At 64.0% G+C, this 12,163-nt stretch carries 14 protein-coding genes; 9 read left to right on the top strand and 5 right to left on the bottom strand.

Going from position 1 to position 12,163, the window contains the following annotated elements:
• The first annotated feature begins 21 nt into the window (after positions 1-21).
• A complete protein-coding gene (locus ASD12_RS11425; protein ID WP_056585463.1) occupies positions 22-531 on the top strand; it encodes a hypothetical protein in 510 nt (169 codons plus the stop codon).
• 135 nt (positions 532-666) lie between these two features.
• Here ASD12_RS11425 and ASD12_RS11420 read toward each other — a convergent pair whose 3' ends face one another.
• Both ASD12_RS11420 and ASD12_RS11415 read right to left on the bottom strand, forming a co-directional pair.
• On the bottom strand, positions 667-1,329 hold the full coding sequence (locus ASD12_RS11420) for a response regulator transcription factor (RefSeq protein ID WP_056585461.1): 663 nt from the start codon (positions 1,327-1,329) through the stop codon (positions 667-669).
• On the bottom strand, positions 1,326-2,717 hold the full coding sequence (locus ASD12_RS11415; protein ID WP_056585460.1) for a sensor histidine kinase: 1,392 nt from the start codon (positions 2,715-2,717) through the stop codon (positions 1,326-1,328). The genes ASD12_RS11420 and ASD12_RS11415 overlap by 4 nt, the downstream gene beginning before the upstream one ends.
• A 169-nt stretch (positions 2,718-2,886) precedes the next feature.
• Between ASD12_RS11415 and ASD12_RS11410 the strand changes: the two genes are divergently transcribed.
• The 4 genes from ASD12_RS11410 to ASD12_RS11390 all read left to right on the top strand — a co-directional run bounded on the left by ASD12_RS11410 (position 2,887) and on the right by ASD12_RS11390 (position 5,962).
• Positions 2,887-3,228, top strand: coding sequence for a hypothetical protein (locus tag ASD12_RS11410; RefSeq protein ID WP_056585458.1), 342 nt, complete (start codon positions 2,887-2,889; stop codon positions 3,226-3,228).
• Positions 3,229-3,243: 15 nt separating this feature from the next.
• The gene (locus ASD12_RS11405; RefSeq protein WP_056585456.1) at positions 3,244-3,963 is read left to right on the top strand and encodes a phosphatase PAP2 family protein; all 720 of its coding nucleotides are present in this window, start codon (positions 3,244-3,246) and stop codon (positions 3,961-3,963) included.
• Positions 3,964-4,192: 229 nt separating this feature from the next.
• Positions 4,193-4,444, top strand: coding sequence for a hypothetical protein (locus ASD12_RS11395; RefSeq protein ID WP_244482826.1), 252 nt, complete (start codon positions 4,193-4,195; stop codon positions 4,442-4,444).
• 141 nt (positions 4,445-4,585) lie between these two features.
• Entirely contained in the window at positions 4,586-5,962 is a 1,377-nt protein-coding gene (locus tag ASD12_RS11390) for an adenylate/guanylate cyclase domain-containing protein (protein ID WP_056585451.1), read from the top strand.
• 88 nt (positions 5,963-6,050) lie between these two features.
• On the opposite strand, the gene ASD12_RS11385 is transcribed toward ASD12_RS11390, so the two are convergent.
• Genes ASD12_RS11385 through ASD12_RS11375 form a run of 3 tightly spaced genes read right to left on the bottom strand, consistent with a single transcriptional unit; the run spans position 6,051 to position 8,337 of the window.
• The gene (locus ASD12_RS11385) at positions 6,051-6,878 is read right to left on the bottom strand and encodes a lipo-like protein (protein ID WP_056585449.1); all 828 of its coding nucleotides are present in this window, start codon (positions 6,876-6,878) and stop codon (positions 6,051-6,053) included.
• A gap of 50 nt (positions 6,879-6,928) precedes the next feature.
• Positions 6,929-7,867: a CHAD domain-containing protein gene (locus ASD12_RS11380; protein ID WP_056585446.1), complete on the bottom strand. Its 939-nt coding sequence runs from the start codon at positions 7,865-7,867 to the stop codon at positions 6,929-6,931.
• Positions 7,864-8,337, bottom strand: coding sequence for a CYTH domain-containing protein (locus ASD12_RS11375; RefSeq protein WP_056585444.1), 474 nt, complete (start codon positions 8,335-8,337; stop codon positions 7,864-7,866). Before ASD12_RS11375 ends, ASD12_RS11380 begins: the two co-directional genes overlap by 4 nt.
• Positions 8,338-8,441: 104 nt before the next feature.
• Here ASD12_RS11375 and ASD12_RS11370 point away from each other — a divergent pair, with 104 nt between their 5' ends.
• The 4 genes from ASD12_RS11370 to ASD12_RS11355 are packed head-to-tail and all read left to right on the top strand — an operon-like array spanning position 8,442 to position 12,146.
• The gene (locus ASD12_RS11370) at positions 8,442-9,146 is read left to right on the top strand and encodes a CerR family C-terminal domain-containing protein (RefSeq protein WP_056585442.1); all 705 of its coding nucleotides are present in this window, start codon (positions 8,442-8,444) and stop codon (positions 9,144-9,146) included.
• The gene (locus ASD12_RS11365; protein ID WP_056585439.1) at positions 9,143-10,096 is read left to right on the top strand and encodes an HlyD family efflux transporter periplasmic adaptor subunit; all 954 of its coding nucleotides are present in this window, start codon (positions 9,143-9,145) and stop codon (positions 10,094-10,096) included. Before ASD12_RS11370 ends, ASD12_RS11365 begins: the two co-directional genes overlap by 4 nt.
• Positions 10,093-11,013: an ABC transporter ATP-binding protein gene (locus tag ASD12_RS11360; protein ID WP_056585436.1), complete on the top strand. Its 921-nt coding sequence runs from the start codon at positions 10,093-10,095 to the stop codon at positions 11,011-11,013. The genes ASD12_RS11365 and ASD12_RS11360 overlap by 4 nt, the downstream gene beginning before the upstream one ends.
• Positions 11,010-12,146, top strand: a complete 1,137-nt coding sequence (locus tag ASD12_RS11355) for an ABC transporter permease (RefSeq protein ID WP_056585434.1) — start codon at positions 11,010-11,012, stop codon at positions 12,144-12,146. The genes ASD12_RS11360 and ASD12_RS11355 overlap by 4 nt, the downstream gene beginning before the upstream one ends.
• Positions 12,147-12,163 lie beyond the last annotated feature (17 nt).

The raw sequence follows: 12,163 nt of genomic DNA, 5'->3' as shown, positions 1-12,163 counted from the left end.
GCTCAATCGACGGAGATCAGAATGCGCAGATCGGTCACGACCCGTTGTTGCCGGCTGGCGCTCAGATCGGCGGCCGCGTTGGCGCTGACCATCGCTCCCTATCAGATTGTCCTCCACGGCTCCGCTCCCGGGATCTATGCCGCCAGCGCACAGGCGGGCAAGGGCGGCAATGGCGGCGGCAACAGCGGTGGTGGAAACGGCAACGGTGGCGGAAACAGCAGCGGCGGCAATTCCGGCAACAGCAGCGGCGGCAACAGCGGAAATAGCGGCAGTAGCAGCGGGAATGGCAACAGCGGTAACGCCGGCAAATCGGGATCCAACAGGGGCAAGAGCGGCAACAGCACGAGTCATGTGAATGCCGTGACCGGTGACAAGGTCGACGTGACAGGCAACAAGATCACGGTCCGGCATCCCGACGGCATAACGGAAGAGATCGAGAACGGTCGTTTCAGGATGGAGGATGCACTCGGGCGCACGATCATCGACCGCCGGGTCACGCCGGCCGATGTCGGCCGCCTCAAGGCCTTGTGAAGCTTGCCAACAGGCAACGGTCGGCTTTCACATGTCACCTCCGCCGCCCCCCGGCGGAGGTGACCTCGTTTTGGGCCGGCGCCGCGATGACTGAAGCCCCTGGAACGGTTCCGGTTTTGTAGATGCGCTGAACTGTTAAGGATGGTTCCTGTCGCGGTCGCGCGCCTCACGCATCATCAAGGCTGCTTCGGTACGGTTTCGCACATTGAGTTTCGACAGCACGCCGGTCATATGATGCTTGACGGTCTTCTCCTGAAGCTCCAGCCGCAAGGCGACTTCCTTGTTGCTTAGCCCCTCAGCCACCAGCCGCAGGATTTCCGTCTGCCGCTCGGTGAGTTGGCGCAGCCGGTCCGCTATGGCGTTGGCGGGTTTCTGGGACTGGAGATCCGAAAGCAGCCGGGCCGACAGCGTCGGCGAAAGATAGCTCTCGCCAGCCGCCACGTTGCGCAGGATGTCGGCAAGCGCGCGCGATCCGATACCTTTTAGGACATAGCCGCGCACCCCTGCGTTCAGGGCTGTGGTCACATCGGCATTGGCCTCCGAGACGGTCAGCATGACGATCTTCTGGGCGGGATGGTTGGCGAGGATGCCTGCAACCGCGGCCAGACCGCCGCCCGGCATGGAGATGTCGAGCAGCAATATGTCGGGCCGCACCGTCGAGGCGATGCGTTCGGCATCCTGCGCCGTGGCACCCTCGCCAGCCATCTCGAAACCTCCGATCTCCGACAGGCTGCGCGTCACACCTTCGCGAAAGAGGGGATGATCGTCGACAATGGCGATGCGAATGACATCAGTCATGCTTGCTCCTCAACCGATAGACGGATCACCAATCGCGTGCCTTGCGGCCCGGTCAAGGTTTCGAACTGGCCACCAATGCTTTCGACCCGCTCTCTGAGACCGGCGAGCCCGAGGCCCTCGACCTGTGCCGGATCGAAGCCTGGCCCGGCGTCCGATACTTCAACACAAAGCCTGCCACCTTTCATCCCGGCACTCACCGCTTGATCCTTGCCTCGCCCGTGGCGGTAGGCGTTGTTCAGCCCTTCCTGCACAAAACGATAGATGCTGATCTTCTCGGAGGCCCCGGGCTCCGGCAACTGTCCGGCCAGCGTGAGTGTCACCGACGTTCCCGTCCTCAGTTCGTGTTCGTTGACGGCCAGCCGCAGAATGTCCGGCGCGGCAGCCGTCTCTATCTGCGGCAGGACGAGGCCGGTGCAGATACCGCGTATTTCGCGTAGCGCATCCTCCAGCGTCTTGCGGATCATCGCGACCTCGGTCGAGCGGCTTTCGCCCGAATGGCCGTCGCCGGAAAATATCGGACTGTCCATGCGCAGTGCCGCCAGGGCCACGAGTTGGGCCGGGCCGTCATGGAGGTCGGCGCCGATACGGCGCAAATATCTTTCGTTGAGCGCGGTGGCGCGGCGGGAGGCCCGCTGCACGCGCATTCGCAGGGCGCTGTTTTGCGTCACCAGACCCTGCAGCTCCGACACCTGGCGGCGTAGCGCCCCGCGCTGATCGTCGATGGTGCGGCTGCCGCGAAGGACGATGCCCGACAGGAGCAGGAATGCCGCCAGGGTCGCGCCGGCCACGATCAGCCAGCTAGACCACAGAGCGGAAGCCAGGGTGGCTTTGAACTCGTCGGCGATCTCGTAGAATTCGGTCACCGCCACCACTTCGCCGGACCAGGGCTCGCGCACGGGATTGTAGATCTCCAGCAAAGGCACGCCGAACGCCTCTTCCTTGCTTTCGGTCTCGTCGAACGTGTCGAGCTGGGCGGCGACATTGCCCTGGAAGGCAGAGCGCAGGCCGCTGCTCGGTTCGAAACGGCGGCCTATCAGCTCCGTCTCCTTCGCATAGAGAACCGTGCCGTCGCGGCTCCAGAGCCTGAACGAGACGAGGCGCTTGCCGAGCGCGCCCTGGCCCAGCGTCTCGTCGAGCGCCTGCTTGACGGAGTCGCTGAGCTCCTGGTCCTTGCGCAGGTCGGGAAGCAGCGGCGCAATCACACTGTCGACATAAAGGGCCGTCGTGGCGGCTGAATTGCGGATGACGCCCTCCCGGATCTGCGCCGTCACCCAGGCGCCCACCACCAGCATGACGGCCAGCAGGCCAAAGCCGCCGGCAACGACGAATTGCAGGGCAAGAGAAAGTTCGCTCCAGCGTCGCACCAGGTTTTGCAGAATGCGTATCATGAACCCCTGACCGCCCTTGAATCGACAGACGGGGCGATATCCGCACATTGACCCTCCCTCTTGCCGTTGCCAAGAGCTACGTTTGATCGAGGTCGCTTGACGTCCCGGCGCGCTTCGGAACAACGTCCGCGACACACGCGGCCGATGCCGCTTCGAGAGGGGACGGGCGTTGAGTTTTTCGGGATTGCTGCAGCTTGGCTTTTCGACTGTCATTTTCCTGCTGGCGGCGACGGCGGCCAAGCAATGGGGCCTGGCGCCGAGCCTGGGCAAGATCCTGCTGACGCTGGCGCTCTATTCGCTGGGCAATCTGATCATGCTGCGGCTGATCCGCGAGTTCGGCATGTCGGTGTCGTTCAGCCTGTCGGCCGTCATCCAGCTGGTCTCGGTGAATGTCGTCGCGCTGGTGTTCTTCGGCGAGCGCGTCAACGCGCTGCAGGCGACCGGCATCATGCTGGCGATCGCCGCCGTGGCGCTGATCACACTCGGACCCTATCTGCAAGGCCGGTTGTAACGGGTGAATTTGCCGATGAAGAACGCCGCGAACGCGCTGCTCAACCGGGTCGAATTCCCGGTCCTGCTGGCCGGCCTGGTCATCGCCGCCGGCCTTTGGGGCTTCGAGGAGTTGATGGAGGTGGCGCGGGCCACCACGCCGCACGCCTTCGACACCGAAATCCTGCTCGCCTTCCGCAAGGCGGGCCAGCCCGACAGCCCGATCGGCCCGCTCTGGCTGGAAGGAGCGATGCGCGATATCACCAGCCTCGGCAGCGGCAGCGTGCTGGTGCTGATCACGGCGGCGGTAATCGTCTATCTCCTGCTCATTCGCAGGCTGGCAACCGCCCTTTTCATCTTCGTGGCGGTTGCCGGTGGTCAGGTGCTGTCGAGCCTGCTGAAAGCCGGCATCGACCGGCCGCGCCCCGAACTCGTCTCGCATCTCGTCAACGAAACGACGCTGTCTTTTCCGAGCGGCCACGCCATGCTGTCGGCAGTGACCTATCTGACGCTCGGCGCGCTGGCAGCGCGCTTCCTGCCGGGGCGAACGACGAAGATCTATGTGCTGTCGCTGGCGGTGATGACGACGCTGCTGGTCGGCATCAGCCGCATCTATCTGGGTGTGCACTGGCCGTCGGATGTGCTGGCCGGCTGGTGCGCCGGCTTCGTCTGGGCGATGCTTTGCTGGCTCACTGCCCGGGCGTGGCAGCGATGGCGCGGTCAGCGCCTGAACGGCGACAGCGAGACCGGAGATTAGATTAGCCGGTTAATCAGCCCGTGCCCGCAACCCGCCAACAGCAAAACCGCCGACAGCAAGGCTGCCGACGTCATCAAAGCCCTGGAAATCTTCAACTGCTTACCCCCCTGTCGATGCTGAAAAGGGAAGGCTGCGTCGATATCTTCCCGGCAATACCAGTCTAGCATGCCTGTCTTGCTCCCCGCCATCCGGTTTCACGAGAGGGCACATGTGTCATATATGCATTATGATGGTTGAAACGTCGGAGACGGCGGAGATGGTGCGGCGCGAGGCGCAGGAGCTGGCCGACCGCGCCAAACTGCTGGCCCATCACGACCAGCAGTCGACGCCGGAGGTTGGGCTGGTCGGCTACAAATGGACGTTTGCCTTTGGCGCGACGCCATTTCCGGCGATCATGCCGATCGGCCCACACCCGCGCGATGCCGGCGCGTTCGATCGGCCCGCCGCTCCTGCAAGGGGACGCCGCCCGTTACCGGCCTGACACGGCCAAATGATCTTTTATCCGGACATTCTTGCTCTTTGCAGCCGCGGTTCAAAAATGAAATCACATTCATGATAGGATTCGCGCACTGATTTGCCAGACCGTAGAGGGCGGGTTTGCCGAAGAAATCGAAGTGATCCTATGTCGACCGCGCCAACACTTGAACTTCGCCGCTATTCGCGCCTGAAAAATTTGCGGGCGCGTGCAGAACGCCAGGGTGCTGCATTGCAGTTCTGGGCCCGTACGGCATCGCTCGCTGTGATCTCCTGCTTCTTTTCATTGATCAGCCGCTGGGATGCTTCGCTGCTCTTCGTGCTGGCGGGCCTCGTGCTGTTCCAGCTCGTCGGCCTGATCCAGTTTCTCTTTGCGCGCCGCCGCACGGCGCGATGGTGGATCGGCTACGTCGTCGGTACGCTGGACATCATTCTGTTGACCGTCCTGCTGGTAATGCCCAACCCGTTTTCCCTGGAGGTCGCGCCGGCCGCAATGCAACTGCGCGAGGGCAGCTTCAAATTCTTGCTGATTTTCGTATGCCTTGGCGCGCTGACCCTTTCGACACGATTGGCGCTCTATCTCGGCGCGCTCGCGGCCTTGACATGGGCGATCGGGGTGGGATGGGTGATTTCTTATCCTGGAACCGTCATTCCGGCGACGAACCTCTATTCGCTGCCGATGACAGAGCGACTGAACCTCTATCTCAACCCCAATTTCGTCGATACATTTTCGCAGGCGACCAACGTGTTGGTTGTGCTGATTATCGGCGCGATCATGGCGCTGGTCGTCTATCGTTCCCGACTTCTGTCGGAAGACTACGTCAAGGCAGAGCGCGCCCGCGCCAATCTCGCCCGGCATTTTTCGCCCAATGTCGTCGACCAGCTCGCCACCGATGACGAGCCCTTCGGCCCGGTCCGCCGGCAGGATATCGCGGTGCTGTTCGCCGACATTGTCGGCTTCACACACTATTCCGAGGATCATCCGGCCGAAGCAGTGTTCGAACTTCTGCGTCAGTTCCACCGTCGCATGGAACAGGTCGTTTTCGATCACCATGGCACCGTCGATAACTATATCGGCGATTGCATCATGGCGACATTCGGGGTTCCGCAAGCCAGCCATGACGACGCGACGCGGGCCATCCAGTGCGCTGAAGCGATGGTCGCCGCTCTCGAAGACTGGAATGTACAGCGGGTGTCCAGGGGGTACCCGCCGCTGGACGTTCGGATCGGTGCACAATATGGAGCAGTGGTCATCGGCGCGGTCGGCAGCGAGCGCAATCTGTCCTTCGCGGTGGTGGGCGACACCGTCAACGTCGCCAGCCGTTTGCAGTCGCTGTGCCGTGAGCTTCAGGCGAATATTTGCTTTGGGTCACGACTGATTGAGGCCGCGAAGGCGGAATCGCCCACGACACAGTCGAATGCGCGCGATCATGGACCGGTGAGCATCCGCGGCCGGGACGAACCGGTCCATGTCTGGGTAGAACACAGAGCCGAAAACCAGGGTGCTATTGCGGTTTCGGCGTGATACAGGCCGCCATGTGAAACGCCCGCATCTCGGCTGGATAGCGGTAGGCCGCGCCATAGGGACATGTCCTGACCCAGGCCGAAAGCCATTACGCGTCTGAGGCGATTTCGCCAGCCTTTACGGCTGCGGCGTCTGTGCTTGCCTTGTCGTCCCAGACCATCTGCCGGTAGTCGAAACCATATTCCAGCGTCGGCTTGACGATGCGGAAATAGGGCGACAGGTCGAAATCGCGCGGTGTGTACAGCGAGTGGTGGCGGATGTGCAGGATTTCCTTGCGCGAGTAATTCGACTGCGCCGAAGCGCGGCCGGGCGCACGGGTGATCTCGGGCAGGATCGGATAGCGGATCTGGCCATAGGCCTCGGCGATCAGCGTCGAGCAGATCGCCCGTGTCGGGTCGCCGGAGCCGAAGGCCAGCATGCGGCGGCGCCAGCGCACCGGCACCGGCGGTGTCGGGAAGAAAAAACGCAGCATGTCGAAAATGTTCTTGAGGTCGTATTTCAGGCCGAGCTTGCCGATCATGAAGGCGACGACCCTGTCGCGATCCTCCGGCGCCAGCCCGCTCGCCCGGCAGATACGGGTGTTGTAGGTGCGATAGCGCGACAACGGCACGGCGACGCAGCCTTCGCCGAGCGTGACCTCGATCAGCCGCTGCCGTTCCGTTCCGTCTTCCTGTTCGGCCAGCGCATCGCCCACATAGAAGGCCGCATGCGACCAGGTCGACTGGGTCAGGTATTTGATCGCCGCCGAGATCTTCTGGTTGCCCTCGATCAGCAGGATGTCGCCGGGCTCAAGCGTGCGACGCAGCGTCTCGGCATCGGACGGCGTATAGGGCTCGTAGCCGGAAGATTCATCCTGCAGCCGGCCGGCAAGCCAGCGGCCAAGTCGATCCAGAAGCGTGTCGCCGGGCTTGGTCATGCCCCATGGCGATTAGCATAGGCGGGCGGCTGTGCGCCAGCCACACGTGGTCAGCTGGTGGTCGCCGCGGCCTCTTCCGGCGCCGCAGCCAGATCGTCGCGCGCCTTGCGGGCCAGTTTGCGTGTCGAGCGTTTGGGACTGTCGCCGAACAGCTCGGCCGCCTCGGCAAGACAGCTCTTTTTCAGCTGCTTCTCCGACCGCTTCAGCAGCTTGGCCAGAAGCTTCGTGTCCTCGGGCGGCCCGAGCGGTCGGTCATCGGTTTCGAGCAGCGCGCGCATCACCAGCACATCGTGCAGGTCGCCCAGCCGCTCGCCCAGTTCGTCGACCGCCTTGCGCCTTGCCCTGATCGGCGTCGGCCACAGCCTGCCGAGCAGCGACAGATGCATGCCGTGGGTCTTGGCCGCCTTGCGCAGATCATGGAAATCATTGGCCTCGCCGCGCGACCCGGCCTTGTCCAGCGCTTTCCTGGCACGACGCAGCGTGGCACGGGCGCCTTCGGCAAGCACGTCGGCCGCCTGTTCCGGCTGGTCGGGCAAGGCAAGGCTTTCGATCCGCTTGAGGCCTTCCTCGCAAGCGGTGGTCGCCGCCCCGATCGCCGCTTCGAGCCCGCTGCCCTCGTGCAATTCATGCTGGCGCGCGATCAGCCTGTCGCGCGCCGCGCTTAGCCCGTCGTCGGCGCTCTCCTTGGGAGAACTTGCCGCCAGCCGGTCGATGGTCTCGATCAGCGCCGTCGCCTCGCGCGGTCCGGCAAGCAGGCCGGCCACGTTGCGATAGCACTGGTTTTCGGTCTCACAGAATGTTTCGTCTCCGGAACGAACTAGGCGAAGCAAGGCGCGCGCGTTCTTCAGCCGCTTGCGGCATTTGTGCAGCGCCTGTTCCGGGCGACTCCGCGCGGCGTCAAGATGATGGAGCGCCTTGCCGATTTCCTCGGCGAGGATACGCCTGACCTCGTCGGTCAGCGGCAGGCGCGGATCGATGCGAAAGCTCATGCGGCGATCTCCGGTATCCCCCCGAGGGCGAGCGACGCGTTGTAGAATTTCGGCTCACCGGTGACTTCACGGCCGAGCCAGTCAGGCAGCATTTCGTCCGGCACGTCCTCCGGTGTCTCAAGTTCAGCGACCACAAGTCCGGCAAGCGGTCCGCCAAAGACATCGACTTCATAGAGATAGCCGCGGTGCCTAACATGGTGACGTGTCTTCTCGATGACACGTCCGATGGCGAAACCCATCATCTCCACCGCCTCCGGCAGCGGGATCGGATATTCGAATTCGTCGCGCTCGCGCGCCTTGCTGCCGAACTTGAGCGTCAGCTTGGCGGACGTGCCATCGCTGATGCGCACGCGCACCGTTCGCCCCGGGCTGGCAGCAAGATAGAACTGGAGGATACGGATACGCGCCTCGGCCAAATCCCGCCATGCGGTGCCGGAGACCAGGAACTTGCGCTCGACTTCCTTGCCCATGGCCGCGCACTAAAGCGGTTGCCGTCGGCGATGGCAAGACAGTGGCATGCACAAGTTAGCGTTCACGAATTGACTTTAATCAATCGTTTGATTAAATACCTCATATGATCAAGCAGCCCCCCACCAAAATCCTTCGCCGCGAAGCATCTCCCGCCGAGATGACGCGTGCGGCCCTCGTCCAGGCGGCGCTGAAACTGTTTGGGCGGCAGGGTTTTGACGGCACCTCGACGCGCGAGATCGCTGCCGAGGCGCAAGCCAATATCGGCTCGATCGCCTATCATTTCGGCGGCAAGGAGGGCCTTCGCACTGCTGCCGCCGACTTTATCGTCGAGACCATCCAGACGGTCGCCGGCCAGGCGCTCGGCAATGCGCAGGCGCCGATACCGGGCGGTCCGGAGGGGGCGCAAGCGCAGTTGTTCGCGGCGCTGGAGCGGATGGTCGGCTTTGTCGTGGCAAGCCCGCAGGCCGGCGAGATCGTGCAGTTCGTATTGCGCGAGCTTTCCCATCCGACGGCAGCCCTCGACCGCATCTATGACGGTGTCTTCGAGCCGACGCATCGCCGGCTGTGCCAACTCTGGGAACAGGCGACCGGCGAGCCGGCCGAAAGTGAGGCCACAAGGCTCACCGTGTTCACGCTGATCGGCCAGGTCATCTATTTCCGCATCGGCCGCGAGGCGGTGATGCGCCGCATGGGCTGGAACGACATCGGCGCGGCCGAGGCGGCCAAGGTGGTGGCGGCCACATCGGGCAATCTCGAGGCCATATTGGCTTCCAGAAAAGGGGCAAGGATAAAGGGGCAAAGACCATGAGCTTTCTGTGTTCGCTGCCGCTCGCCGCGCAGCTTTTCAGCGCCTGTGCCCCGGCTGCCCCGCTGGCCGTCGGCTATGTCGAAGGCGACTATGTGCTGCTGGCGCCGATCGAGGTGGCGCAGGTCGAGACCGTCGCGGTGAAGCGCGGCGACCGCGTGGTGCCCGGCATGACCGTGGTGACGCTGGAAAGTGCCGACGCAAAAATCGCGGTGGCGCAGGCGCAGGCCGGCCTTGCCCAGGCGCAGGCGCAATTGGCCGACCTGCAGATCGGCAAGCGGCCGGAAGAGATCGCCGTGCTGAAGGCCGAGGTCGACATGGCCAGCGCCCAGGCCGCCGACGCCAAGCGCAAATTCGACCGCGCCGCCGATCTGTTCAAGCGCGGCGCCGGCACGCAGGCTGATTTCGACACCGCGTCGGCCACACTGGAAACCGCAAACGCGCAGGTCGGCCAGGCCACCGCCAATCTCGCCGTCGGCGGCCTGCCGGCACGGCCGGAGACCATCAAGGCCGCCGACAACCAGGTCAAGCAGGCGCAAGCGACGCTGGAGCAGGCGCAGTGGCGGTTGTCGAAGCGGGTGCTGGCAGCACCCTCGCCAGGCCGCGTCAACGACGTCATCCGCAATCCGGGCGACACCGCGGGTCCGACCGCGCCGGTCATTTCGATCCTGCCCGACGGCGCGGTGAAGCTCAGCGTCTACATTCCAGAGAGCGCCTTCTCCTCGGTCAAGGTCGGCACCTTGCTCGGCGTCCATTGCGACGGCTGCGGGCCGGATGTGAAGGCGCGCGTCAGCTACGTCTCGCCCGATCCCGAGTTCACACCACCGGTGATCTATTCCCTCGAGAACCGACAGAAGCTGGTCTACCTGGTCGAGGCACGGCCGGAGGGCGATGCCGGCCCGCTGCAGCCGGGCCAGATCGTCGATGTCGATCTGGCGGGCAGCGCAAAATGAACGTCGTCGACGTCCATGGCCTGGTCAAGCGTTTTGGCGACAAGACCGTCGTCGACCATGTGACGATGACGGTCGCGGAAGGCGAGATCGTCGGCTTTCTCGGGCCCAACGGTTCGGGCAAGACCACCACCATCCGCATCATGTGCGGCCTGCTGACGCCCGACGAGGGCGAAGGCACGGTGCTCGGCTTCAACATCCGCACCGACAGCCTGCGCATCAAGCGCGAAGTCGGCTACATGACGCAGAAATTCTCGTTCTACGAGGATCTGACGATCGGCGAGAACCTCGAATTCGTGGCGCGGCTCTACCGGCTGAAGCCGGTCGAAGAATATGTCGCCGGGACGCTTGAAGACCTCGGCCTGACCACGCGCCGCAACCAGCTGGCCGGCACCTTGTCGGGCGGCTGGAAGCAGCGGCTGGCGCTGGCCGCCTGCATCATGCACAAGCCGAAATTGCTGCTGCTCGACGAGCCGACGGCCGGTGTCGATCCGAAGGCGCGGCGCGAGTTCTGGGACGAGATCCATCGCCTTGCCAGCGGTGGGCTGACCGTGCTGGTCTCCACTCACTACATGGACGAGGCCGAGCGCTGCCACCGCATCAGCTACATCTCCTACGGCAAGATGCTGGCCACCGGCACCGTCGCCGAAGTGGTCAAGAATGCTGGTCTGACCACGTTCGTCGTGCAGGGCCCGCACCTAGATCGGGTCGCTGCGGAGCTTCACGGCCGCCCTGGCGTCGACCAGGTGGCGCCGTTCGGCGCGACGCTGCATGTCGTCGGCTCCGACAGGAAGAAGCTTGAGGCGGCACTCGCCGATGTCGAGAAAGAGCACAAGGGCGTGACGGTGACGCCCGGCGAAACCAGCCTCGAGGACGTCTTCATCCAGTTCATGTCTGGTTCGAAGGACAACATGGCATGAACAGCGTCTTTTCCTTCGCCCGGCTTGGCGCCCTGCTGATCAAGGAATTCATCCAGATGCGGCGCGACCGCATCACCTTCGCCATGATGCTGGGCGTGCCGCTGATGCAGCTGGTGCTGTTCGGCTACGCCATCAACAACGATCCGAAAAGCCTGCCGGCAGCACTCGTGGCGACCAGCAGCGACCCCTATACGCGCGCCATGGTCTCGGCGCTGCAGACCACCGGCTACTACCGCTTCGACCATGTCTCGCAAAGTGCTGCCGATGCGGAGTTCCTGATGTCGCGCGGCGATGTCGCCTTCGTCGTCACCATCCCCGCCGATTTCGCCCGGCGGGTCGAGCGGGGCGACAGCCCGCAGATCCTGATCGAGGCCGACGCCACCGACCCGGCCGTCGCCAGCGGCGCCATCTCGACGCTGAGCACCGTCGCCAGCCAGGCGCTGCTTCGGGCGCGCGGCATGCAGGAGGCCGCTGCCGAAGCTGCCAAGGGCCAGCTCGAAGTGGTGGTGCATCGGCGCTACAATCCCGAAGGCATCTCGCAATACAACATCGTGCCCGGCCTGCTCGGCGTCATCCTGCAGATGACGATGGTGATGATGACTTCGATCGCGCTGACACGCGAGACCGAACGCGGCACGATGGAAAACCTTTTGGCGATGCCGTCGAGCCCGCTCGAGATCATGCTCGGCAAGGTCCTGCCCTATCTGGCGGTCGGCGGCGTGCAGGTGGTGGTGGTGCTGGCGGCGGCCAAGCTTCTGTTCGCCATCCCCTTTACCGGATCGATGTCGCTGCTCTTGACCGCCGTGCTGATCTTCGTGCTGGCGCTGGTGCTGCTCGGCTACACGATCTCGACCATCGCTCGCACGCAGATGCAGGCGCTGCAGCTCACCTTCTTCTTCTTCCTGCCGTCGATCATGCTGTCCGGCTTCATGTTCCCCTATCGCGGCATGCCGGACTGGGCGCAGGTCTTCGGCGAGATCCTGCCGCTGACGCACTTCCTGCGCATCATCCGCGCGGTGATGCTGAAGGGCGCCGAACTGCCGGCGGTGGCAACGGAGATCGGCTGGCTGGTGGTGTTCGTGGCGTTGTTTGCCGGCGTCGCGCTGGTGCGGTTCAGGCGGACGCTGGATTAGGCGCCGGGCCTGTTTAT

The sequence above is a fragment of the Mesorhizobium sp. Root102 genome, assembly GCF_001425625.1.
GTDB lineage: Bacteria > Pseudomonadota > Alphaproteobacteria > Rhizobiales > Rhizobiaceae > Mesorhizobium.
The sequence above is the reverse complement of the archived record's forward strand: the minus strand, read 5'-3'. Positions and strand labels throughout refer to the sequence as shown.

Bases quoted from the DNA above. Each gene is read 5' to 3' on its own strand.
- ASD12_RS11425 (WP_056585463.1), top strand. From the start codon at position 22: ATGCGCAGATCGGTCACGACCCGTTGTTGCCGGCTGGCGCTCAGATCG.
- ASD12_RS11420 (WP_056585461.1), bottom strand. From the start codon at position 1,329: ATGACTGATGTCATTCGCATCGCCATTGTCGACGATCATCCCCTCTTT.
- ASD12_RS11415 (WP_056585460.1), bottom strand. From the start codon at position 2,717: ATGATACGCATTCTGCAAAACCTGGTGCGACGCTGGAGCGAACTTTCT.
- ASD12_RS11405 (WP_056585456.1), top strand. From the start codon at position 3,244: ATGAAGAACGCCGCGAACGCGCTGCTCAACCGGGTCGAATTCCCGGTC.
- ASD12_RS11395 (WP_244482826.1), top strand. From the start codon at position 4,193: ATGGTTGAAACGTCGGAGACGGCGGAGATGGTGCGGCGCGAGGCGCAG.
- ASD12_RS11390 (WP_056585451.1), top strand. From the start codon at position 4,586: ATGTCGACCGCGCCAACACTTGAACTTCGCCGCTATTCGCGCCTGAAA.
- ASD12_RS11385 (WP_056585449.1), bottom strand. From the start codon at position 6,878: ATGACCAAGCCCGGCGACACGCTTCTGGATCGACTTGGCCGCTGGCTT.
- ASD12_RS11380 (WP_056585446.1), bottom strand. From the start codon at position 7,867: ATGAGCTTTCGCATCGATCCGCGCCTGCCGCTGACCGACGAGGTCAGG.
- ASD12_RS11375 (WP_056585444.1), bottom strand. From the start codon at position 8,337: ATGGGCAAGGAAGTCGAGCGCAAGTTCCTGGTCTCCGGCACCGCATGG.
- ASD12_RS11370 (WP_056585442.1), top strand. From the start codon at position 8,442: ATGATCAAGCAGCCCCCCACCAAAATCCTTCGCCGCGAAGCATCTCCC.
- ASD12_RS11365 (WP_056585439.1), top strand. From the start codon at position 9,143: ATGAGCTTTCTGTGTTCGCTGCCGCTCGCCGCGCAGCTTTTCAGCGCC.
- ASD12_RS11360 (WP_056585436.1), top strand. From the start codon at position 10,093: ATGAACGTCGTCGACGTCCATGGCCTGGTCAAGCGTTTTGGCGACAAG.
- ASD12_RS11355 (WP_056585434.1), top strand. From the start codon at position 11,010: ATGAACAGCGTCTTTTCCTTCGCCCGGCTTGGCGCCCTGCTGATCAAG.